Source organism: Taurinivorans muris (assembly GCF_025232395.1).
In the GTDB taxonomy this organism is placed as follows: Bacteria; Desulfobacterota; Desulfovibrionia; order Desulfovibrionales; family Desulfovibrionaceae; genus Taurinivorans; species Taurinivorans muris.
Window position 1 is genome coordinate 865,647 of record NZ_CP065938.1, and the last position, 22,771, is coordinate 888,417.

General features: G+C 43.5%; 19 protein-coding genes. 8 read left to right on the top strand and 11 right to left on the bottom strand.

The window, feature by feature from the left end:
- Window position 1: 1 nt before the first annotated feature.
- On the top strand, window positions 2–604 hold the full coding sequence (locus JBF11_RS04095; protein ID WP_334316111.1) for a 4Fe-4S dicluster domain-containing protein: 603 nt from the start codon (window positions 2–4) through the stop codon (window positions 602–604).
- Window positions 605–1,532: 928 nt separating this feature from the next.
- Complete coding sequence (locus JBF11_RS04105; RefSeq protein WP_334316112.1) at window positions 1,533–3,167, top strand: glutamate synthase-related protein; 1,635 nt, start codon at window positions 1,533–1,535, stop codon at window positions 3,165–3,167.
- Between the two features lie 69 nt (window positions 3,168–3,236).
- Here JBF11_RS04105 and JBF11_RS04110 read toward each other — a convergent pair whose 3' ends face one another.
- Window positions 3,237–4,211, bottom strand: coding sequence for a tripartite tricarboxylate transporter substrate binding protein (locus JBF11_RS04110; protein ID WP_334316113.1), 975 nt, complete (start codon window positions 4,209–4,211; stop codon window positions 3,237–3,239).
- Window positions 4,212–4,229: 18 nt separating this feature from the next.
- Window positions 4,230–4,964: a GntR family transcriptional regulator gene (locus tag JBF11_RS04115; RefSeq protein WP_334316114.1), complete on the bottom strand. Its 735-nt coding sequence runs from the start codon at window positions 4,962–4,964 to the stop codon at window positions 4,230–4,232.
- 134 nt (window positions 4,965–5,098) lie between these two features.
- Here JBF11_RS04115 and JBF11_RS04120 point away from each other — a divergent pair, with 134 nt between their 5' ends.
- From JBF11_RS04120 to tilS, 3 genes are read left to right on the top strand one after another with little or no spacing between them, the layout of a single operon-like run.
- Complete coding sequence (locus JBF11_RS04120) at window positions 5,099–6,382, top strand: glycosyltransferase family 9 protein (protein WP_334316115.1); 1,284 nt, start codon at window positions 5,099–5,101, stop codon at window positions 6,380–6,382.
- A gap of 9 nt (window positions 6,383–6,391) precedes the next feature.
- Window positions 6,392–7,687, top strand: coding sequence for a CgeB family protein (locus JBF11_RS04125; protein WP_334316116.1), 1,296 nt, complete (start codon window positions 6,392–6,394; stop codon window positions 7,685–7,687).
- A complete protein-coding gene (tilS, locus tag JBF11_RS04130) occupies window positions 7,687–8,748 on the top strand; it encodes a tRNA lysidine(34) synthetase TilS (RefSeq protein WP_334316117.1) in 1,062 nt (353 codons plus the stop codon). The genes JBF11_RS04125 and tilS overlap by 1 nt, the downstream gene beginning before the upstream one ends.
- Here the strand turns inward: tilS and JBF11_RS04135 are convergent.
- The 6 genes from JBF11_RS04135 to JBF11_RS04160 are packed head-to-tail and all read right to left on the bottom strand — an operon-like array spanning window position 8,738 to window position 13,557.
- The gene (locus tag JBF11_RS04135) at window positions 8,738–9,808 is read right to left on the bottom strand and encodes an LptF/LptG family permease (protein WP_334316118.1); all 1,071 of its coding nucleotides are present in this window, start codon (window positions 9,806–9,808) and stop codon (window positions 8,738–8,740) included. The two genes, tilS and JBF11_RS04135, sit on opposite strands and share 11 nt — an antisense overlap.
- Before the next feature lies 1 nt (window position 9,809).
- Window positions 9,810–10,970, bottom strand: coding sequence for an LptF/LptG family permease (locus tag JBF11_RS04140; protein WP_334316119.1), 1,161 nt, complete (start codon window positions 10,968–10,970; stop codon window positions 9,810–9,812).
- Between the two features lies 1 nt (window position 10,971).
- The gene (locus JBF11_RS04145) at window positions 10,972–11,658 is read right to left on the bottom strand and encodes a metal-dependent hydrolase (protein WP_334316120.1); all 687 of its coding nucleotides are present in this window, start codon (window positions 11,656–11,658) and stop codon (window positions 10,972–10,974) included.
- Between the two features lie 11 nt (window positions 11,659–11,669).
- The gene (gene ruvC / locus JBF11_RS04150; protein WP_334316310.1) at window positions 11,670–12,170 is read right to left on the bottom strand and encodes a crossover junction endodeoxyribonuclease RuvC; all 501 of its coding nucleotides are present in this window, start codon (window positions 12,168–12,170) and stop codon (window positions 11,670–11,672) included.
- A 32-nt stretch (window positions 12,171–12,202) separates the two neighbouring features.
- The gene (locus JBF11_RS04155; RefSeq protein WP_334316121.1) at window positions 12,203–12,940 is read right to left on the bottom strand and encodes a YebC/PmpR family DNA-binding transcriptional regulator; all 738 of its coding nucleotides are present in this window, start codon (window positions 12,938–12,940) and stop codon (window positions 12,203–12,205) included.
- 14 nt (window positions 12,941–12,954) lie between these two features.
- Window positions 12,955–13,557 (bottom strand): RlmE family RNA methyltransferase, encoded by a 603-nt coding sequence (locus JBF11_RS04160; protein WP_334316122.1) that lies wholly within the window; start codon window positions 13,555–13,557, stop codon window positions 12,955–12,957.
- Window positions 13,558–13,658: 101 nt separating this feature from the next.
- Between JBF11_RS04160 and JBF11_RS04165 the strand changes: the two genes are divergently transcribed.
- Entirely contained in the window at window positions 13,659–15,233 is a 1,575-nt protein-coding gene (locus JBF11_RS04165; RefSeq protein ID WP_334316123.1) for a glycosyltransferase family protein, read from the top strand.
- A gap of 64 nt (window positions 15,234–15,297) precedes the next feature.
- Here JBF11_RS04165 and ligA read toward each other — a convergent pair whose 3' ends face one another.
- The 3 genes from ligA to JBF11_RS04180 all read right to left on the bottom strand — a co-directional run bounded on the left by ligA (window position 15,298) and on the right by JBF11_RS04180 (window position 20,673).
- Window positions 15,298–17,406: an NAD-dependent DNA ligase LigA gene (gene ligA, locus JBF11_RS04170; protein WP_334316124.1), complete on the bottom strand. Its 2,109-nt coding sequence runs from the start codon at window positions 17,404–17,406 to the stop codon at window positions 15,298–15,300.
- A gap of 2 nt (window positions 17,407–17,408) precedes the next feature.
- Complete coding sequence (uvrB, locus tag JBF11_RS04175) at window positions 17,409–19,433, bottom strand: excinuclease ABC subunit UvrB (RefSeq protein ID WP_334316311.1); 2,025 nt, start codon at window positions 19,431–19,433, stop codon at window positions 17,409–17,411.
- 88 nt (window positions 19,434–19,521) lie between these two features.
- Window positions 19,522–20,673 (bottom strand): MFS transporter, encoded by a 1,152-nt coding sequence (locus tag JBF11_RS04180; RefSeq protein WP_334316125.1) that lies wholly within the window; start codon window positions 20,671–20,673, stop codon window positions 19,522–19,524.
- A 96-nt stretch (window positions 20,674–20,769) separates the two neighbouring features.
- Between JBF11_RS04180 and JBF11_RS04185 the strand changes: the two genes are divergently transcribed.
- Together JBF11_RS04185 and cbiB are read left to right on the top strand one after the other, a co-directional pair.
- Window positions 20,770–21,609 (top strand): MerR family transcriptional regulator, encoded by an 840-nt coding sequence (locus JBF11_RS04185; protein WP_334316126.1) that lies wholly within the window; start codon window positions 20,770–20,772, stop codon window positions 21,607–21,609.
- Window position 21,610: 1 nt separating this feature from the next.
- Window positions 21,611–22,624, top strand: coding sequence for an adenosylcobinamide-phosphate synthase CbiB (gene cbiB / locus JBF11_RS04190; RefSeq protein ID WP_334316127.1), 1,014 nt, complete (start codon window positions 21,611–21,613; stop codon window positions 22,622–22,624).
- Window positions 22,625–22,771: the final 147 nt, after the last annotated feature.

Below are 22,771 nucleotides of genomic sequence, written 5' to 3' on the forward strand. Positions count from 1 at the left end.
GATGTCACAACAATATATTATTTATGCCGATTCCGACAAATGCCGCGGTTGTAAAAAATGCGAATTAGCCTGCATTGCATCCCATAACGGCGTCACCATTAAAGAAGCAGCGAAACTGCGCAAAGACCATGAACCGCGTGTTCACGTTGTAAAAACCGATACGCTCAAAATGCCCGTTCAATGCCGCCAATGCGAGGAAGCTCCCTGCGCGCTCATTTGTCCGACCCACGCCCTTGTTCAGGATGACAGGGGAAAAGTTGTCATGCGCACCGAATTTTGCGCAGGCTGCGGGCTTTGCGTCATGGCTTGCCCCTATGGTGCAATCAGCAGGACCTTTGTGGAAATCACGGAAGATGAAAAAACACGCCTTGCGCGAAAGGACCCCCGCCTTATTTCTGTTCGCTGCGACCTTTGCGAACAATGGAGAGCCAGTGAAGGCAAAGAAGTCAGCGCATGCGTTGAAGCATGCGCATTCGGGGCGCTTCGTATGATGCCCTTAGAAGAATACAGAGCCCTCATGCACGGTGAAGCGCTCTCCCATACCGCACTTGAAAAGGAAGCCCCAAGTAATTCCGCCCTCTCCGAATCTAAACCGGAACAATAATATTGTATAAAACATCGAAAAAAGATAAAAGAAGATACAAGTTCCTTGTATCTTTTTTTATAACTTCAGCACCCAACCCCCCGCCAAACAGGCGGAAATATATGCAGACACATGAGCGTCTTCCTTTAGTATGGACGATACATCAATCAAAAGGCGAACAATGCCGGATAGACGACAGCCAAGATTTATCCCGTACGAACCGGCATTGCAGGTCATGTGATGATTGCACCCGACTTTCGATACCGAAAACCACACAAGATAAAAAACGATACAATTTGCGGCAACGCTGTGCCTAAAAGAAAATTTCCATAATAGCCCGCATTGGCAAAATCTTCATGCCGTTATCTATTGTTCCCAAATTCAGTCTATCCCCGTTTAAGGAATATTAAAAAATTCTCTCATGCTCTTTGATAGCCATGCCAATCTACCATATCAATATGGAAACAGACATTAAAATACTAACGGCTTCCATGCAAATTAATAAAAACAAAGCGAATGTCCCATACTAACTAAAAAAACAGTACACTCGGTTTGCGGGTGATAAGAACAAATAAAGCAAAATCACGTGAGCAACTTGTGAAAATAATACGATTGGCTAATACATTCAAAACACCTCAAAGCATAAACCCGTACCATGCCCTTTCACAATCGAAACAATATGCCTGCACAGCGGGCAGCTTTTTTGAGACAACAATTTAACAATTTTGTAAAACAAATCCAGAACATAAACATTTCTAGTTTTTTACATTTTTGTAAAAATTATATTAAATATTTTTACAAATAAAATCAAAGCATTATAGAATAAATTGTTTCAATATTTATTGATTTTACTTTTTTGCAATTTTTTTAACATTTTTTTCTTGCCTTTTCACACGGAAAAACGTATATTTATTTTTATAAAAATTACAAAATTGTCAAGGAGTTTTTTATGTCCCAATTGAAGAACAATGATGTCCTAGGAACGACCAACCGAGGCAATATTTGCGAATCCGGTTTATGCTCCTTATGCAGGGCTGACTGTCAAGGAAAATGCGAAACATGGCTCGGCGCAATGAAAGGTCGCGATATGCTCTATCCACGTGATTTCGGCTTTGTCACTGCCGGTTCTGACAACACGAACCCGCAAGGCGTATCTTACAATGCCATCAAAATCCAAGGCAATCTTTATGGTGCCAAAGGTGCCGACCAAAAAATCGCCAAAAAAGGCGATACGCTCTTTACCGATGTAAATCTTGAAACAAAAATTGGACAGAAAAAACAAATCACCTGCAAATATCCGGTCATGACCGGTGCATTGGGCTCAACGTTCGTCGCCGCCAAATATTGGAATTCTTTTGCCACGGGATGCGCTTTATGTGGCGTTCCCGTCGTTGTCGGCGAAAACGTGGTGGGGGTTGACAAGAAAGCGGAAATTGTCAACGGACGTATCAAAAAAGCTCCTGAACTTGAAAGACGCATTGACGGTTATTTAAGATACAGCGAAGGCTACGGCGCCATTATTGTACAATTAAATGTTGAAGATGCGAGAAACGGCGTTGCCGAATATGTCGCTGAAAAATATGCGGACAAAGTCATTATTGAATTGAAATGGGGACAAGGCGCAAAAAATATCGGCGGCGAAATCCAAGTCAATGATATTGAATATGCCAAATTCCTCAAACAGCGCGGTTACCTGGTCGATCCCGACCCGACCTTACCCGAAGTGCAAGCCGCCTATAAAGCCGGCGCCGTGAGCCATTTTGCCCGCCACAGCCGTTTGGGCTATACAGCCTTCACCAATACGGACCAGGTACGCAAGAATTTCGCTTCCCAAGTAAGCTATCTGCGCAAATTAGGTTTTAAAGCAGTTTCTTTGAAAACCGGCTCATACGGCATGGAAGCCCTCGCACTTGCGCTTCGTCTTGCCAGCGACTGCAAACTCGACCTCCTGACTATTGACGGTTCAAGTGGCGGTACAGGAATGAGTCCATGGGATATGATGGAAAACTGGGGCGTTCCGAGCATTCTTTTACATTCAAAAGTACATGAATATGCAAGCCTTTTAGCCGCAAACGGCAAAAAAGTTCCGGACCTCGCCCTTGCCGGCGGCTTTGCAAAATCAAGCCAAATATTCAAAGGACTCGCCCTTTGCGCTCCTTATGCGAAACTTATCTGTATGGGACGCGCCATGATGATCCCCGGTTTCTTAGGCGCCAATATTGAGGGAGCCCTCCACCCTGAACGCCGCGCAGAAGTTTCCGGAAACTGGGATAATTTGCCGAAAACCGTCAGCGAACTGGGCTCAACAGCCGAAACGATTTTTGCAGGCTATCATGCTCTCGAAGCAAAACTCGGCAAATCCGAAATGAAGAAAATCCCTTATGGCGCAATCGCCATGTGGACAAACCTCGACCGTATCGCCGCAGGTTTGCAGCAGCTTATGGCAGGCGCCCGTAAATTCAATATGTCAGAAATCGCAAGAACGGATATTGCAACCATTAACCGTGAAACGGAAAAAGAAACAGGCATTCCGTTCATCACGGAAGTTAATGACGAAACAGCAAAAAATATTCTTCTTGCTTAATCAGTAACGTATAATGCGAATAAAAAAGTCACTCTATCGAGTGACTTTTTTATTCGTTATTTGCTATCTTCACTTTTTCTTTTGTGAATAATGCAAACCCAATGATTTTGATAACTCTTCATAAAATTTAAATTCATCCTGCAAAAACGTATCGGCAGCTTCAGGAGGCAGCCATGAAATGATTTCATAGTTTTCTTTCGCTGTTTGCAAAGTTCTCGGGTTTTTCAAAGCCTGCTCGCTCGCCTTTGCCAATACCTCGACAATCTCCTGAGGCGTATCCTTATGGACAACAAGAACCCGCCAGCTTGTTTGGCTGAAATCATAGCCTTTTTCTTTCAACGTCGGCACATCAGGAAGCATTTCAAGCCGATTTTCCGCAAACGTCGCAAGGGGAATAAAATCGCCGCGTTTAATATAACGCATAATATCGGGCGGATGGCTGATCAACGCATCGGTTTCGCCAATCAAACAATCAATGGTTCCTCTGACCGGACCATCGGGCTGTTCCACAAGCTTAACATCCAGCTTAGCCAAATCGTTAATAAAATGCGTCATACCGATATGCAGGGAGCTTGGAAAATTCGTCAGCCCGATACTTGCCTTGCCCGGATTTTTCTTCGCATATTCGATGAATTCATCAAAAGTTTTAAAAGGCGCATTTTTTCCTGCAACAAAAAGAATCGGCAGAAGGGTCGCCCGTCCGACGGCTTTGAAATCTTCCGGTCTGTATGCCGGACGAACCATATTGGGCATTAGAACCATAGGTCCCATCGCCGCAAAAAAAACCGTATAACCGTCAGGTTTTCCTTTTAAAACCGCTTGTGCGGCTTTTCCCCGCAAACCGTATTCAAACTTCACAGGCACATTCAAAAGTTCAGAAAGTTCCTCATTATATGCTTCGCTCAGCACATCATACGGAGTCGGTTCAAAAGGATGATAAACCGTAATTGTCTGATCGGGATATTTTTCCGCGTACGCATTCGGTACCAAGACCAAAGCACAAACAAAAATCATAATGCTAACAAAAGAAAAATGTTTCTTCATTTTCTTCTCCTTTAGCAATTACATCCACCTTGTCAAAGAATGCAGCAAAACAACGCTCGGATTAAAGAAAACATAACTTTCACAAACCAAATCATCATCCAATGAATAATGTTTCTGATGCCACATAACGACCGGAATCTCTCCAAGCCCGAAAACATCGGCGATTTCCGCGGGAACAATCATCGGAATGAAAGCCTGAATGGTATGGGAAAGCGTTTTTCCCGTCACAGCACTGACCATATCCATAAAATCCGCGCACGTATCGCAAGGCTGCACGTTATTATGATACGTAAAATAATTGTATGTTATGATCGCCGCAACATCGTTCACGATATGTTTTGTAACCTGCTCCAACAACGGTGATGCAGTATTCGTTTCCTTAATGAAACTTCTTAAATCATCGGTGCCGTTCAGCATCTGCACTGGTCCGCGCTTTGTGAAAACCTTATGGCCTGCCTGTTCCAAAATTTGCGGCAAGACGATTTCCAAATCAAAACGCATGGTTGCATTAATAGCACTGTAATTTAAAAAATTTCCCGTTCCATGCCTTTTCGAGATAAAGCCTTCACGGTGCAAAATAGTCAACGCCTCACGAATTGTCGCCCTGCTGACATTGTAATATGCGCAGAGTTCTTCTTCAGAGGGAAGCTTTCCGCCGATATAGGCGTTATCCTTTGCCTTTTGCAGAATATCGTTTCTTATGGCAACAGACAAAGGACGCTGTTTATCTCTTAGTTGTCTGACGTCTGACATCTAACAATTACCTTTAATAAAAAAACTTGTCAATAGGATACCCATAACCAAAAATATTTTAATTGATTAGAAAAAAACTGCAAGCTTCTATCTTCCCATTGACAAAAATTTTAAGCTTTGCTTAAATAGGAAGCATGGAAAAATATTTAGTTATTCAATTAGCCCGCTTTGGCGATATCATCCAAAGCAAACGGCTTCTTCTCGCCCTCATGCTGGAAGGAGAAGTAACGCTTTTAATTGATAACAGCCTCATAAACCTTGCAAAACTCATGTATCCGACAATCCGCTGCATTGGAATCAACGCAAGCAACAGCGACAGCCGAACCGTTTGGAGTGAAAATTTAAAAATTTTCAATTTTTTGCAGCAAGAACAATTCGATACGGTTTATCCTCTCAACCATTCGCCCCTTTGCCAAGCGATAAGCACGCTTTTCGAACCTGACAGGCTCATAGGCTACTCAAGACACGGCGGCTATTCACGCCAATCGAATTGGGTGCGTATGGCGTTCCGCTGGCTCGGGAACAGAAAAAAAACACCGATCAATCTTGTTGATTTTTGGGCCATGTTTGCTCAAACTCCCTACCCCGCCCATTTGGTCAACCCCAAAGCCCAAGGCAAAGGATACGGGCTTGGCGTGGTGCTTTCGGGACAAAACGCCCGCCGCTCCCTTTCACCGGAATATTATGCCAAAATCATTCCCGTTGTTTTTCAGCGCCTGCAAAATTCCAATAATCTCAAGGAAAAAACAATTTTCTTTTTAGGCACGCAAAAAGAAGAAAATTTTGCGAAAAAACTGCTGTTTTCACTGCCTAAGCATTTGCACCCCCATATTCAAAATCTTGCCGGAAAAACATCCTTTCAAGACTTGCAGGAAATTCTGTCAAATCTCGAACTGCTTCTTTCGCCTGATACGGGCACTGCCCATTTTGCAGGTCATCTCGGAACACCTGTTGAAGGATTTTATCTTTCTTCCGCCCATGTTTTTGAAACCGGACCGTACGGCGAAGGGCACACCGTTTGGCAGGCCAATCTTCCCTGCTCTCCCTGCGGGGAATTTCAAGCCTGCAAATCAATGGACAAAAATGAGCCGAACTGTTTAACAGCCTTTAACAATCCTCATTTTCTTTACCACTTGCTGCATAAAGAATTTACGGAACAAAGCCTTGCCTCAAAACACCTGCAATCTGTCATTCCATATTTTTCTTCTTTTACGGACAATAATCACTTCACAACATTTTTAACTTGGCAAAGCCCTTTGCGGCTCCCGCAAGACATACAAAGGCAAAAAGAAAGAAATATTCTTGAAAATTATTGCGCTGCAACAAAAAATACCGCTCAAGACATACAATTGCACAATATTGAAGATAATGCTATATATGCGGAAACCGACTGGATATTTCCGCAAAACCGACCATAAGGATACATAATGTTTGACAGGCCATTGAAAATTCTCATCGTTCTTCCTCTTTACGGCGGTTCTTTGCCCATCGGCTATTATTGTGCCGATGCTTTGAAAAAATTAGGACATCATGTTGAACTCTTTGAAGCACCTGAATTTTTGCAAGCCCATACGGCATTACGGTCTTTAAATATCAGCCAGGAAAAACTCAATATCCTTGAGCAAAACTTCGTACAGCTTATTTCCCAAGCAATTTACGCCCAAACGGAAGAAAACAAGCCTGATCTCGTGCTTGCCATGGCGCAGGCCCCCATAAATAAAATTTTGCTAAAAAAACTTAAACAAGACAATATCGTCACTGCCATGTGGTTTGTGGAAGACCACCAAGTTTTTCCCTATTGGCAGCTGTACGCTCCTTTGTATGACTATTTCTTCGTTATTCAAAAAGAGCCTTTTTTACAACAACTACAAAATGATAAAAACATAAAAGCCTTGTATCTGCCTCTTGCGGCAGACCCGGATTTCCATAAAAAACAAACGCTCACCTCCGAAGAAGAGAAATTTTACCAAGCAGACATCGCATTTATGGGGGCGGGGTATCCCAACCGGCGCATTGCGTTCCGAACCCTGCTTAAATATGATTTCAAAATTTGGGGAAGCGACTGGGAAGGCGATGAACTGCTGGCGCGTTATGTGCAAAAAAACGGACAGCGCATAAGCCCTGAAGAAAGTTTGAAAATTTATTCCGCCACAAAAATCAATTTGAATCTGCATTCAAGCATCCATGCAAACAAGCTTGTTTCCCATGGCGATTTTGTCAATCCCCGAACATTCGAACTCGCAGCCATGGGTGTATTCCAGCTTGTGGATAAAAGACAATTAATGCCTGAACATTTCACCTGTTCCTCTTTAAAAAATCCCCGTGAAGATGCGGAGCTTGCCGTGTTCGACTCCATGGAGGAATTGCAGGAAAACATTCTTTTTTATCTCAAGCACCCGGATTTAAGGGAAAAAATCGCTCAAAACGCCCAAAAACGTGTGACAAGCGAGCATACCTATATTCACAGAATGAAAACGCTTCTGCAGCATATAAAAGAAAACAGTCAAGATTTTCCTAAAAAAACAGCGGAATTTCAATGGGATGACGCAATCACCCCTGAAACAAGAGAAGAAATCACAGCCCTTTTGCAAGAATTGAATTTAGCCCCAAATGTAGATTTTGAAACAGTTATCCAATGCCTGCGCAAAAAAAACACCGTTCTTACGCCGACTGAAACAGCGCTTCTGTTTTTGTCCGAATGGAAAAAATTTTATAACGCCTGATGAAAGAGCATTTCAATTTTCACAGCGCACTGCCTTTGCACTTGGCAGCCATTAAGCCGAAACAAGCGGATTTTTGCCTTTCCGTCTTTAAGATTTTACAGGAAAAACTTAATATTTCCCGCAAGGAATTGCAAAATATTTCCTTTCTCCTTGCCATTTCGGGAGGAGTCGATTCTGTTGCCATGCTCGCCATTTTCAAAGCTTGCCAACAATATTTCGGCTATACGCTCCATGTTGCCCATTTCAACCATGGTATCCGCGAAGAAAGTGCCGCGGAAGAAAAACTTGTGCAAAAAATATGCAAACGCCTTGATATTCCTCTAACTATGGATAAAGGCAATACCCCTCTCTATGCAAAGGAGCATAAAATAGGCTTGGAAGAAGCGGGCAGAATTTTACGCTATGCATTTTTTTCCACACTCAGGCAACAAGAAAAGAATTGTATTTTATGTACCGCACACCATGCCAACGACCTGTGCGAAGACATGCTTATGCGGTTAATCCGCGGAACCGCATGGCCTCAATTAGCGGGCATGTCCTACTTTGACCCGGAAAGAAAGCTGCTCCGCCCGCTTCTTTACACAAGCAAACAGGAACTTTCCGATTTTGCAGAGCAATTGGATTTTCCTTTCGCCCGTGACACAAGCAACACTGATTTGTCGTTTCTGCGAAACAGAGTGAGAGAACAAATTATTCCTTTGCTGGAAAAAGAAAACCCCAAATTTTACCAAAATATCTTAAAATTAAAACAAAATGCGGAATACGATGAAACACATTTTCAAAATGAAACAAATGCGGTTTTAACCCATCTCGAACAGTGCGAAAACAAACTCGCCATACCTCTGGCAATACTCCAAAAAAACGATAAAACCATACGCCTGCACACCTATCGCGCACTTTTGAAAAAACTGGGGCAAGGACATTCCGTAACCGCAACCTTTGAAAAACTCGATACCGCCGTGATGAAAAACCAAGGCAGCAGTGAATTTAAATTTTCAAATGACGTGCGTATACGCATTCAAGAAAAAAAACTGTATTGTTTCATCAAAACTAACGCTTAGAAAATCCGATATAAATTTTTAAATATCCGAGCACAAGCAGTAAAACGCAAGGGAACCACGCCCCAAAAACGGGGGGAATTTTTCCGCTTTGCCCCAAAAACATTCCGAAACTGCTTAAAACATAACTGACAAAAGAAACAACCACGGCAAGCATGACAGCAATATAGCTATTGGCATTGAAAGAAATAATCGCCACGGCAAGCACCGCGAAAACAACTATCATCATCGAATACGTGATTTTGCTGTGCCAAATGGTCTGCATATTTTCAATATTGGAACCGGAATCTTGCAATCGCTTGATTGCCTCGCCCAGCACAAAGAAAGAAAGCGTCTGCGGATTTTCATCTTGGCTGCTTATAAAATAAAACCGCACGGACTGCTCAATAGGCAAAGTGAATGCTTTTTGTTCTTTTTCAATGTATTTTTCAGGATAATACAGTTTAACATTTTCCAATTCCCAGCCGTTATCGTGCGCCGTGAATTTTTCCGCCCTGATGATTTCTTCGGCGGATCGGGCATTATCAGCCAATTTATAGGCAACGAAATTTTCTCCCCGCCCCCGTTCATAAATAAGCCCGACATGAACGATATATCCTGAATCAAAAAACCATAAATTTTCCAAAGACTTTTCCACAAAAATACGTTCACGGACTTCATAGCGCCAAAGAAAATTGGCTTTTTGCTCTGTTACGTGCATAAGCATCTGCGAAAGGGCGAACTGCGCCAACGCCCAAAAAATCCCCAATCCGATAAGATTTTTCGTAATGGTGTAAACAGAAACCCCTCCGGCCTGCAAAGCGATGATCTCGCGGGAAGAAACCATTAAAGAAAGAAAAATGACGGATGCAAGCAGGAAAATGGAAGGCAGGGTCTGTGAAACAATGAAAGGCAGTTTCAGGAAATAATATTCCAAAGCATAGGCGAAAGGCTTGCGCGAAGCCATAAAAATATCCGCTTTTTCAATCAAATCAATCAAAATAAAAATACAAATACCAATAGCCAGCGTAATGAAAACAAGGCGGCTATGGTTTTTTATCATGTATTTTGTCAATAATTTCATGCTAAGCTTTCCTGCGTTTATTCCATTTAAAAATAATATTCCAGTTAAGCCATGCGGGAAAACGTTCATTAGCTGACAAATAAACGCCGTAAAGGCTTACGGCAAAGAAAATCCAAACAGGAAGCCAAATTGTCAAATAAGGGTTCATGCCGCTGTATTCCGCTAAATTCATACCGAGAGAGATAAGAACGTAATACGTAAAGAAAATGACAAGAGCGAAAATCAATCCCGATTGCCGGTGAATGCCTTGAAAAGAAGAAGCGATGGGAACGGCAAAAATAGTCAGGACCAAACAGGAAAAAGGAAAAAGCCAGCGCTTATGCATTTCAACTTCAATCTTATTCGCAAGCCATGGAATCCGCTGCCTTGTCTTATTGATATCAACAGCCGACAAATCATTCCAGCTCATCTCATTCGGCTCTATCGCCCCTAAATCAAATCCTTTAAATAACGCCCCCAATGAAAAACGGATGATATATTCATCAAAATCAAGTTTGATGATTTTATGGTCGCTTTCGGAATAAATGACCCCCTTTTTCAAGAGCATCACAATATCGCTTTTCAAATAATCAACAGTCAAATTGCCGTAAGGAGCCAAAATCGTTAATGTCGTATCTTCATTGCTCGTATCTTCAACCATGACTTCAGCCAGAGAACCGTTTTGCACATCGACTTTTTTCGCAAAAAATACAAGATTGGGAATATCCTTATTGAAAACTCCGGGCTGCAATGCGATATTGACTCTGTTTTGGGCGATGTCCAAAATATGGGAACGAAACTTGTTCGCCCCAACCGCAATCAAGGAAAAAGAGACCCAAAAACACAATAACGTCGCTAACACTCCGAAAAAAAGAGGTGCTCCGGACATTTGATACAAACTGATACCGCCTGCTTTCAGTGCGATCAGCTCCTTATCCGCCCCCATGCGCAGAAAAGTCAAAAATACCGCCAACATAGCCGAAACAGGCATCATAATAAGCAAAAAACCGGGGCTTAAATACCAAAAAACCAGCAAGGTATCCCAAAAAGTCAAATCCAAGCCCATAAGCATATCTTTTATCTGCAACGCTCTTCCCATAAGCACAAAAGCCATAAGCACCGTCACGCTTATGAAAAACACTTTCATACATTCAAAAAAAATACGCCGGCTGAGCAGATACATATTAAAATTCCGCACTCTCTTGAGGATTTAAAGAAATAAGATTGGTATGTTCGCTGTAATGCGCCAACTGCTTGGAAAATTCAAGCGTATCTTGGCAAAGAACAGGAAATGTCTTATAATGCATGGGAATAACGTTTTTCGCTTCCAAATAGGAACAGGCTTTTGCCGCATCAAGGCTGTCCATCGTATAATGTCCGCCAATGGGAAGCAAAGCGACATCAATGGCGAACCGCTCCGCAAGAAGCGCCATATCGCCGAATAGAGCAGTATCGCCCGCATGGTACACAGTGAAGCCGTTAGGGTCTTGAATGATATACCCGACGCAGGAACCATGCCCCGCGGAATGAACGGCGTTTGTCATGGTAATGGAAAAACCGGCGAATTTCACCGTTCCGCCGATATTCATGCCGCTTCCGCCGAACATAATCTGCCGGGGGTCGACACCCAAAGTCGGCAAATAGGAACATAAATCGGCAATGCCGAGAAACTTGCTCGTACCGTTCTTCATAATACCGACAGTATCGCCCAAATGGTCGCCATGGTCATGCGTGACCAAAATCAAATCAGGATTGATGAACGCTTCGGTATCGCCCGCAAAAGGATTGCCCGTAAAAAACGGATCGATTAAAATTTTCACGCCATGAGAAAACAGTTCAAAAGCGGAATGTCCAAGCCATGTTATTTTCATAAAAAAACCTTTTATTTTGAAGTAAGGGAATAAAAGCGGCGCATGGAAGAATGGCAAACGGCGACGCCTAGCGCGTCCGTCGTGTCCAAACGAAACCGCTTCACATTCACATTAAGAATTTTTCCAATCATAAAAGCCACTTGTTCTTTATCAGCCCGTCCGACCCCCACCAAAGCTTTTTTAACGGAAGTCGGAACATAATCGAAAATAGGAATATCGAAATTAGCACACGCGGCAACAGCAACGCCCCGTGCCTGTCCGAGCTTCAAAGCGGTTAAAGCGTTTTTCGCTGTAAAAACCTGTTCTATCGCCGCTTCTTCCGGCTTATAATAATCGATGATTTCCAACAATGCCTTATAAATAAAAGAAATACGGACGGCAAAATTCTCTTTTCCCTTGCTTTTCGGGCGAATGACCCCGCAGTCGATCAAGGAAAGCACACCGGACCTATCTTCAATAATTCCCCAGCCGGTAAACGAAGAACCGGGGTCAATTCCAATTATTCTCATAATAAAAAATCAGGGAAGCAAACTTCCCTGACAGATTATCCTTCAAAATCATCAGGCAAATCAAAATTGAAATAAATATTTTGCACGTCATCCAAATCTTCGAGAGCGTCATTGAAACGAATGAGCTTTTCGGCGGTTTCCTTGTCGACCGGCACATAATTTTTGGGAACGAAGGCAAGAGCCGCTGATTCCATTTCCACACCCTGTTTTTCCAAAGAATCACGCACAAGGCTGAAATCTTCCATCGCGGTATGGATGCTCCAAATATCATCGTCGTCTTTCACATCATCAGCGCCGGCTTCAAGGGCAAAATTCATAACGGTATCTTCTTCGGCATATTTTTCCTTAGAAAGCGTGATCACGCCTAATCTGTCGAACATGAAACTGACTGAACCGCTTTCGCCCATTGAACCGCCATGCTTGGTGAAAAGGTGGCGGACTTCCGCAACGGTACGGTTTTTATTGTCCGTCGCGGTTTCAACGATAACGGCGACACCGCCCGTCGCATAGCCTTCATAGGTGATTTCAAACAATTCGCCGCCGGCATCCTGACCTGTGCCCTTGCGGATTGCGGATTCAATCTTATCTTTTGGCAGGTTAATGCTTTTCGCTGCGGCAATGGCGGCACGAAGACGAGGATTACCCGCAGGATCGCCGCCGCTTTTCGCAGCAATGATGATTTCTTTCGCTGCCTTGGTAAATTCTTTTCCGCGTTTTGCGTCCTGACGGCCCTTACGATGTTGAATGTTAGCCCACTTACTATGACCTGACATATATCCTCCGATAGTTAATTGTTTTTATTTCCGGTAAACCCAAGTCCCACTTGGAAAATTTCCTTGCTTTCAGCACGTGAGCTTTGAGGTTTGAATGTTTTCACACTTGCAAAAATAGGGCGCATTGCCTTGACCAAATCCTGAAAATCGGGTCCCATAAAAATTTTCGTAATAAAATTTCCGCCGGATTTCAGATATTTTTCAGCCACTTGTACAGATTCCAAACAAAGTTCCAAAGAACGCGCCTGATCGGTAAATTTCGTACCGGTCGTACGGGGCGCCATATCGCTTATCACCATATCAAACGGTCCAAGCTCTTCAAGCAACGCTTCAAATTCCAAACTCCGCTCAAATACATTTTCCTGCAAAAAACGCACATTTTGCGGAAAAACCGTTTCTGTCGCCTGCAAATCGCAAGCAAGGACAAGCCCGTTTCCACCGACTTTTTCAGCGGCGTATAAAGACCAAGAACCCGGAGCAGCCCCCAAATCAAGCACTTTCATACCCTGCTTGAACAGACGGAAACGCTTGTTCATTTCCTGCAGTTTATATACGGAACGGGCGGGATAATTTTCTTTTTTCGCCTTTAAAAAATAATAATCACGGTATTCTTTCATATTTTCTTTACTAATCAAAAAGTTAGAACTATACTTTTTTGAGGAATGAGTATAACGTATTTTTCATACTAAGCCAAGAATTTTTAATGAACTTTAAAAATATGGAAAAAAGAAATCCCTCCGCCCGCATGAATGCTAAAACGATTATTGACGAACTTGGAAGAAAAAAAACGCTTCTGCATGGAGATTTTTCCTATATTCCGCTTGATTTCCATAATTTCAACACATTTTATTCCAATCCTGCAAACGCCGTTTCCTGCAGGAAAAAACAAATTCTTTTCCTCGGGCTCGGAGCGGAACTTGACGATATTCTTCCCTGTTCCGAAAATAAGGAACAAGTTTTCTATCTTGAACACAGCGCCTTTGCCAAACAAATTTCCCATGATCTTCCAGAAAATTTTCAAGCCGTTGATGAAAAAGAATTGCCTGCGCTTTGCAACGCGGAATTTTTTCAAAAAACGGATATTCTTTTTTATAAACAAAATCTTCAGCTTTTCCCCGGCTTTTGGAATGCGCTTCTCATACGGCTGCGCAGCGCTTTTTTCGCTTCTGCGCAGCATACGCTTTCAGCAAAGGAAAAATATATTTTTCTGACCGGCGGAAACAATGATTTGCTGCACAGAGAACTTTGCCAAGCAATTCAAGACATTAATCATATCCCTGTTTCCTTGGGGCAAAAAAACATACAGGAAATCCTCGAACTTACCGACGCCAAAAAACCAGTCCTTTATTTGTCCGTAAACGCCCAAGCCCTTGATAATAACGGACTTATCCATGAATATTTAAAGCAAAAAAACATTCCTCTTGCCTTATGGTTTGTGGATAATGTTTGGAATATCCTTTCCCGCTTCAGCCAAGCATGGTGGAAAGAATGCGCAATTTTTCTGACGGATTTTTCCTTTGCCTCCCAATTACGAAAAGAAGGTGCAAAAAAACTTTTTCCCCTTCCCCTCGCAAGCCATTCTCTTCAGGCGCCCTATGCGGACCTTCCGAAAATTCCTTTGTTTTTTGTGGGCAATTCCAGCTTTGCCAACAAAAACGCCTACTTCAGCGGATGTAAACTTGAGCATGATTTTGAACAAAATATTTACAGGACCATTCAAAAAAATTTTTTCGAGCAAAAAGAACTGCCGGATTTTCACAGCATTCGGCAAACCCTGCTTTCTCAAGAAGCGTTATGGCAAAACAAAAATTGCAGGACAATAAGCTATGCCGCGACAAAAGCCGACCTTTATCTGCGCAAATTATGGCTTGAAAATTTAAGTCCCCTTGTCCACATCATGGGCGACGACGCATGGCAGGATATTTTAGCCACAAAGCACACCTTTTACCCGCCTGCGGATTATTACAAAATCTTGCCAAGTTATTATAAAAACAGCCTGTTCACACTCAACCTGACCAGTTTGCTTATGCCTGCGAACCTCAGCCAGCGTCATTTTGACGTGTGGAAACACCATGGCTTTCTGCTCAGTTCCCCAAGCGAAGGCATGGAAATTTTCCCGCAAGACATTCAATCAGTTATCACTGTTCACAATCCGCAAGACTGCCTCAAGCGCCTTGAATTGCTGCTGACAAAGCCAAACCTGAAAACAGAAATACAAAAAACCATGCAAAATGAAATAGCCCGAAAACACCAATATACCCACCGCCTGCAATTCATTTTGGAACATGCATGATTGTTATTGCCATGCAAAAGTTTTCCATATTTTCAAGTCAATAATCAATAATTCACAGCAGCAGTTATTTCAGCAAATCCAAAAATTCTTGCTCGCTGAGCGTTTGAACACCGAGTTTTTGGGCTTTTTCCAATTTGCTTCCCGCTTTTTCGCCCACGACAAGGTAATTAAGGTTTTTAGACACGGCACCGAGCAATTTCGCTCCCGCCTCTTCCGCCATTTTTTCAAATTCCTGCCGAGGCTTTGAAAGCGTGCCTGTAAATAAAATGGTTTTTCCTGCCAACGCCGTATCAAGAGAAACAATTTTTTCCTGCCGCCGCGGGTCAAGCCCGTATTCTTTAAGCCGTGCGAGGATTTCTTGTTTTTCCTTTGAAGCAAAATATTGTTTAATCGAATTTGCCACTTCCGGACCGATATCCTGCAGCAGCATCAGCCTATCCACGGGAGCTTTCGCAAGTTCGTCCATATTTTCAAAGGCTTGCGCCAATGTTTTTGCAGTTTGTTCTCCCACAAGGCGGATACCGAGGGAGGAAATAAAACGGGCAAGGGTGGCGGTATGTTTAACCTCATGCAGACTATCCACAAATTTTTGCGCCGAAACATCGCCCATACCCTCGAAAGCGAGCAATTCCTTAACCGTTACGGTAAACAAATCGGCGATATTTTCAACCCTGCCGGTTTCAACTAGTTTTTCAACCCATTTTTCCCCTACCCCGCTGACATCCAAACCGGCCTTCGACACAAAATGGATAATACCCTGTATTTTTTGGGCGGGACAATCCACATTCACACAGCGCCACGCAACTTCATTCTTATAACGGACCGCCTTGCTGTGGCAAACGGGACATTCTTTGGGAAAAATAAATTCTTCCGTATTCTCGGAACGTTTTTCAAGATTAACCGAAAGAATGTCGGGAATGACATCGCCCGCCCTTTGCACAAGAACTGTATCGCCGACCCGCACATCCAAATTGCGGAGTTCCTCTTCATTATGCAGTGTCGCGCGGCTCACCAGAACGCCCCCGATGGAAACGGGTTCAAGCTCCGCAACGGGTGTAAGCACCCCGGTTCTGCCCACTTGGACGGTAATGGCTTTCAGCACTGTTTCCGCTTTTCTTGAAGAAAACTTCCACGCTATGGCGAAGCGGGGAGAACGTGCTGTAAAATCAAGCACTTGCTGTGCGAACCTATTATTGAGTTTATACACCACTCCGTCGAGTTCATAAGGCAGCGTATCCCGAACCTGTTCCATTTTCTCACAAAAAGAAAACGCATCCCGCGAATTGCGGCAAAGCTTGCTTTCCTTGGAAATGGCAAATCCAAGGCGGCTAAGTCCCTGCATAAGCTCTTCCTGCGTTTTCCAAAGACTGAGCCCGATTTCATCCTGAGCATGAGGAACAAGCACCTGCCCTACGCCATAGGCGAGAAAAATCAATTTCCGTTCCGCCGTTATGCGCGTATCCAGCTGCCGCAACGTTCCTGCCGCCGCATTTCGCGGATTGGCGAACGTTTTTTGTTTCAGCATTTTTTGTTTTTCATTCAAGGCTTCAAAATCACGTTTCAGCATTAACACTTCACCCCTGACTTCAAGACGGGTGAAAGGCAAATTATCCCCTAACCGCTTAGGAACATTGCGGATTGTTTTTACAGCGGACGTGATGACTTCCCCCTCTTCACCGTCCCCGCGGGTAAGTGCGGCAACAAGTTCCCCATTTTCATAAATGATTTCCGCCGCCAAGCCGTCAAGTTTCGGGTCCGCCCACCATGTGTCCAATGAAGATACGGAAAGCTCCTTTCTTGTGCTTTCCTTTGAAAAATAATTTTTTCCTTTTTGCACAAAATCTTCATATTCCGCTTGGGAAAAAACATTATCCAGTCCATACATGCGCAGTGTGTGCTTTGCCTTTTCCAAATAAGGCAGCACCTCGCCCCCGATTTTCCGTGTCGGACTGTCTTTTGCGGCAAGCTCCGGATATTGCTCCTCAAGGGCGACCAATTCTTTGAAAAGCATATCGTATTCTTGGTCGCTGATTTCGGGATTGTCAAACGTATGATAAAGGCGGTTATGGCGCTGTAATTCTTTTTTTAAAAAATCAATCCTGTCGCCGTCTTTTTCCCGCTGTGTTTTTTCAGGTTCATTTGCCATGTTCAGTAATGAGAATTGTTCAGTCATGCTTATTCCTCTTGCGTTCCGCTTACGACCAAATATTCACGCAACACTTTTATCCTGTCGCGAATTGCCGCGGCTTGTTCAAATTCCAAATCTTTGGCGGCTTGACGCATTTCCTTTTCAAGATTTGCAATAAGTTTCGCAATTTCTTTCGGCTCTGTGGGCAGCGCGGTTTCTTCTTTCGCTTTTTTGCCTTTCCTGCCCTTTTTATCTTCCGGCCTGTATAACGCATCAAGGGGGCTTTCTATTGATTTCATAACCGTTTTCGGCACAATGCCGTGCTCTTCATTAAATGCCGTTTGCTTTGCACGGCGGCGCATGGTTTCATCAATGGCAGACTGCATGGAATGCGTTATGCCGTCAGCATATAAAAGAACCCGCCCGTTATTGTTTCTGGCGGCACGCCCGAAAGTTTGAATCAATGCTCCCGTTGAACGCAAAAATCCCTCTTTATCGGCATCCAAAATCGCCACAAGCGACACTTCCGGAATATCCAATCCCTCACGCAGTAAATTAATCCCGACAAGCACGTCAAATTCCCCTGACCGCAAGGCTTTGATAATGGCGATACGCTCCAGCGTATCAATATCGGAATGAAGATACCGCGCGGCAATGCCCATATTGGACAAATATTCCGTCAAATCTTCCGCCATGCGTTTGGTAAGGGTTGTCACAAGCACCCGCTCCCCGCGCTCGACACGCAATTTGCACTCACCGACCAGATCGTCCATTTGCCCTTTTGTCGGGCGGATTTCGACAGGCGGGTCCACAAGCCCGGTGGGACGGATAATTTGCTCCACAACAAGCCCGTGGCTTCTGTCCAATTCCCATTTGGCAGGCGTTGCGGAAACAAAAACGCTTTGACGGATACGCGTTAAAAATTCCTCAAACATAAGCGGACGGTTATCCAAAGCGGAAGGCAAACGAAATCCGAAATCGACAAGGGTCGATTTTCTGGACCTGTCCCCTTTGTACATCGCCCCGACCTGCGGTATGCTCATATGCGATTCATCGACAAACAACAAAAAATCCTTCGGAAAATAATCCAAAAGAGTCGCAGGCGCCTGCCCGCATTTACGGTTATCCAAGTGTCTGGAATAATTTTCAATGCCATTGCAATAGCCCAGTTCCTGCATCATTTCCAAATCAAGCTGAGTACGCTGTTCGAGCCGCTGCGCCTCAACAAGCCTGTTGGCTTCTTTCAGCTCAATGAGCCTGTTCATAAGCTCCGCGCGTATATCATTCATGGCTCTGGTCAGATTATCGCTGTCCGAAACGTAATGGCTCGCAGGATAAATGACTGTCTTTGAAATCTGCCCGAGCGTATTGCCGGTCAAAGGGTCAATTTCCAAAATCCGTTCCAGTTCATCCCCGAAAAATTCCAAATGCAAAGCCCTTTCATGCTCATAAGCCGGAATAATTTCAAGCACATCGCCGCGAACACGAAACGTTCCGCGGTGAAAATCGTAATCATTCCGCGTGTATTGCACTTCCACCAAACGTTTTATAATCTCATCCATGCCGATACGCTGCCCCTCTTCAACAGGAATGATCAGCTTGGCGTAAAACTCCGGCGAACCAAGTCCGTAAATGCATGAAACGGACGCCACGATAATGACGTCGCGGCGGGTCAATAAAGCATGGGTCGCCGCATGGCGGAGCTTGTCGATATTGTCATTGATAGAACTGTCTTTTTCAATATAGGTATCAGAAGAGGGAACATAGGCTTCAGGCTGATAATAATCATAATAGCTGACAAAATATTCCACGGCGTTTTCAGGAAAAAATTCCCTAAATTCGCCATAAAGCTGGGCGGCAAGGGTTTTATTGTGAGCAAGAATAAGAGCGGGACGGTTGGTGCGGGCTATGACGTTCGCCATGGTGAACGTCTTGCCTGAACCTGTCACACCGAGCAGAACCTGATCCTGCACGCCTGAATTGATATTCGCCACAAGCTCGTCAATGGCTGCGGGCTGATCTCCTTTCGGGCTGTATTTCGTGACTAATTTAAACGGTCTTTGTTCCGGCATATTCTGTTCCATACGCTTTTTCTCCGCATAAAATTATCACTTATAATACAACACAAAGCAAGTTTTTATTTTATCAAAAATATCCTCTTCAACGCTTAATTTTTCCTAACGCCAGCATACCGAAAAACAAAACAATACACATGCCAAGCACAACCAGCATTGCCTTGTCCAATCCGTACCCATGCGCAATAAAACCCAAAAGGGGCGGATGAAACAAAAGCCCGCTGTAAGCAAAAATAGAAACAACAGCGCAAGCCTTTCCGACATTGATATTGGGATACTGTCCTGCCTGGCTGAATAAAACAGGCGCCATGGGAGAAAGCCCGACTCCCATTAAAGCAAAACCGAACAATGCCGAAACCGCACCGTCCAAAAACAATGCCATGGACAAACCCGATACCGTAATCACCGCCCCGGCGGCACAAAGCCGCATATCGCCGAAATACTCGCGCATCCTATCGCCAAAAAAACGGCTGAACATCGTCGTAACGGAAAAACCGGCATACACAAGGGCGGCAACTTGTTCCGACGCACCTTTGACACCGTGCATGAATAAACTGCCCCATTCTGCGACAGCCCCTTCGCAAGAATAAGCAATCATGGCTAACACGCCGCAGAAAATAATGAAAAACGGAATAAAAGCGTTAACCGTCGTGTCTTCCTTTTCTTTTACTTCGGAAGCTTCAGGCAGCAAATACCGGTACGCCTTAAAAAGAAAAAGAAAATATATTCCCAACATAACCACCGTATTGGTCAAAAAACCATAACCCAAACCTGCGAATACCGAACCGGACAACGCCCCGATCACACCGCCGAAACTATACGAAGCGTGCATGAACGACATGCAGGAAACAGTATATTTTTTTTCAATCTGCACACCTTGGGTATTCATGGAAACATCGACAAAGCCCGTGCCTAAGCCACCCAGCATGGCAAACAGTCCCAAGAAATAGGGATTGGAAGCGATACCCATCAATATAACCGCAATGAGGACAGTGATTGAGCCATAAAGAAGCAAATTTCTGTTTCCCCACTTTTTTAAAAACCAAGAACTCGAAAACAATGATATTAAACTCGCCCCGCCGAAACACAAAAGCACCAACCCTATCTGAGCCTCATTCGCTCCGGTTTGAGCTTTCAATGCCGGCAAACGGGAGGTAAAAATTCCATACGTTATCCCCGGACAAATAAAAAAGTAAGCGCATGCCAAGCGAACAATCGCAAATTCAGACAATTTCATTCCGTATTCCTCACATGTTTTCCTTTCAAATAAAACTCTTGCATTTTCTTGCCCAGAATATAAACTATGGGGCAACACCGGAGTCAAGAAAAAAATATGAACAATAAAAAATATCTTAAAATCAATGAATTTGCAAAATTATGTCACACCACAAAAGATACGCTTTTGCATTATGACCAAAAAGACTTGCTGAAACCGGAATATACGGCTGAAAACAAATACCGTTATTACAGCATTGAACAATTTTTTAAATATAATTTAATCGCCCTCTTGAAAGGAACGGAAAGCACGCTTGAAGAAATCAAAGAAGCCCTTAATGCCCGTGAGCCTGAACGGCTGCTCAATCTTATTGAAGAACGCATGGAACAATTAAAAAATGAACAGAAGGAAATCGCAAAACGCATTTCCATGTTTTCAACCTTGGCAGCCCTTTCAAAAAAAGCATTAACCCAAGAATATGACACGCTTTTTTTTGAAAAAATAAATGAAGAAACAATTTATTTATCCCCTATCCGAACAGCGGAAGATATCAATCAAATGAAGACGTATACCTTATGCCTGTCCGATTTTCTTTTGGATTATATCAACCATGAACATACCCCGGTGCTCCCTTTAGGCATGCTTGTAACGAAACGGGATATTGCGAAACAACGGTTCACCGTCAACTATTTTTTTTCAAAAACTTCGGAACATGAAAAGGCACAGGTGAAAATCATCAAAAAAGGACGGTATGCCTGCTGGCTGCATAAAGGCAAAATGGACAGCCAAGAACAGGCATGCCATACATTCCTCGATATTTTGAAAAAGCAGGGATATTCCCTGAAAAGCGACCTTTTCCTTTTTGATCAGATGAATTACCTTATTGATGCAACAAACGAAGAACTCATTATCAACTATGCGATAAAAATCGGCAAGAAAAAACAACAAGGAAACTGATATGGAAAATCTTATCCTTTTTGCACCGCTGACCGCCTATCTTCTCGATATTCTTCTGGGTGAGCCGAATACGAAATATCATCCCGTTTGCTGGCTTGGAAACACCGCCCTTTTCTTGGAACAAAAAACACTTTCAGAATGCAAAACAAACACGCAAAAATTCATCTGCGGAATTTTTTGCACTTGTCTGCTTTTGCTTATTTTTGCCGTTCTTCCTTTGCTTGTTTTCGCCGTGGGCAAAAAATATTGCCTCCGCTATGCCGATGAGTGGTATCCGTTTTTTGCATTTTTCTCTGCAAGTTTCATCCTCTATCTGTGCATAGCCCCCAAAAGTTTAATTCAACATGTCGAAGCGATACAAAAGGAACTTACACAAAACAACATGCCGGAGGCGCGAAGCAAACTTTCCTGCATTGTGGGCAGAAACACCGATAAAATGGAAAAAGCGGACATAATCCGCACAAGCATTGAAAGCCTTGCGGAAAATTCCCTCGACAGCACGCTTGCAAGCTTTTTCTGGTTCAGCTTCGCGTTTCTTCTTTTTTCCTACGAGGGCGCGGTTTTCTGCACGGTATCGCACAGGATTGTCAATACCCTTGACGCCATGTGGGGCAAAAAAAATGACAACTATCTTTATTTCGGAAAATTTCCCGCCCATTTTGACGATATTCTCAATTTCATCCCTGCGCGGATAAGTTTTTATCTTATCATTTTTTCTTGTTTTTTTATAAAAGAATGTGATTACAAAAACGCTTACGTCATTGGAAAAAAATACCGAGGCAGGCACGCGAGCCCCAATTCCGCATGGGCGGAAGCCCCCTATGCGGGCGCATTGAACCTCAAACTCGCAGGACCTGTCCATTACGGCGATTTTTTTTGCGATTATCCCTACTTGGGAGAGGGCAGCCTTGACGCAGACCCCGCACACCTTAAAACCGCATTGACACTTTTCCAATACAGCATTTTCAGCAGCCTTATTTTTTATACGTTTCTCTTATTTTTAGACAAACAATAACATTCAATCCAAAGTGCGCTTAAAAATTTTTGCGTCTGGCAATAAAACCTTAATGAACTATTTGTATTCCTTGTTTTCAGGAGCAATCGTCCGGTCCATTAATCACGGCTGACAATCACCGCTGCGTATATTTCCTTGAAATTACCG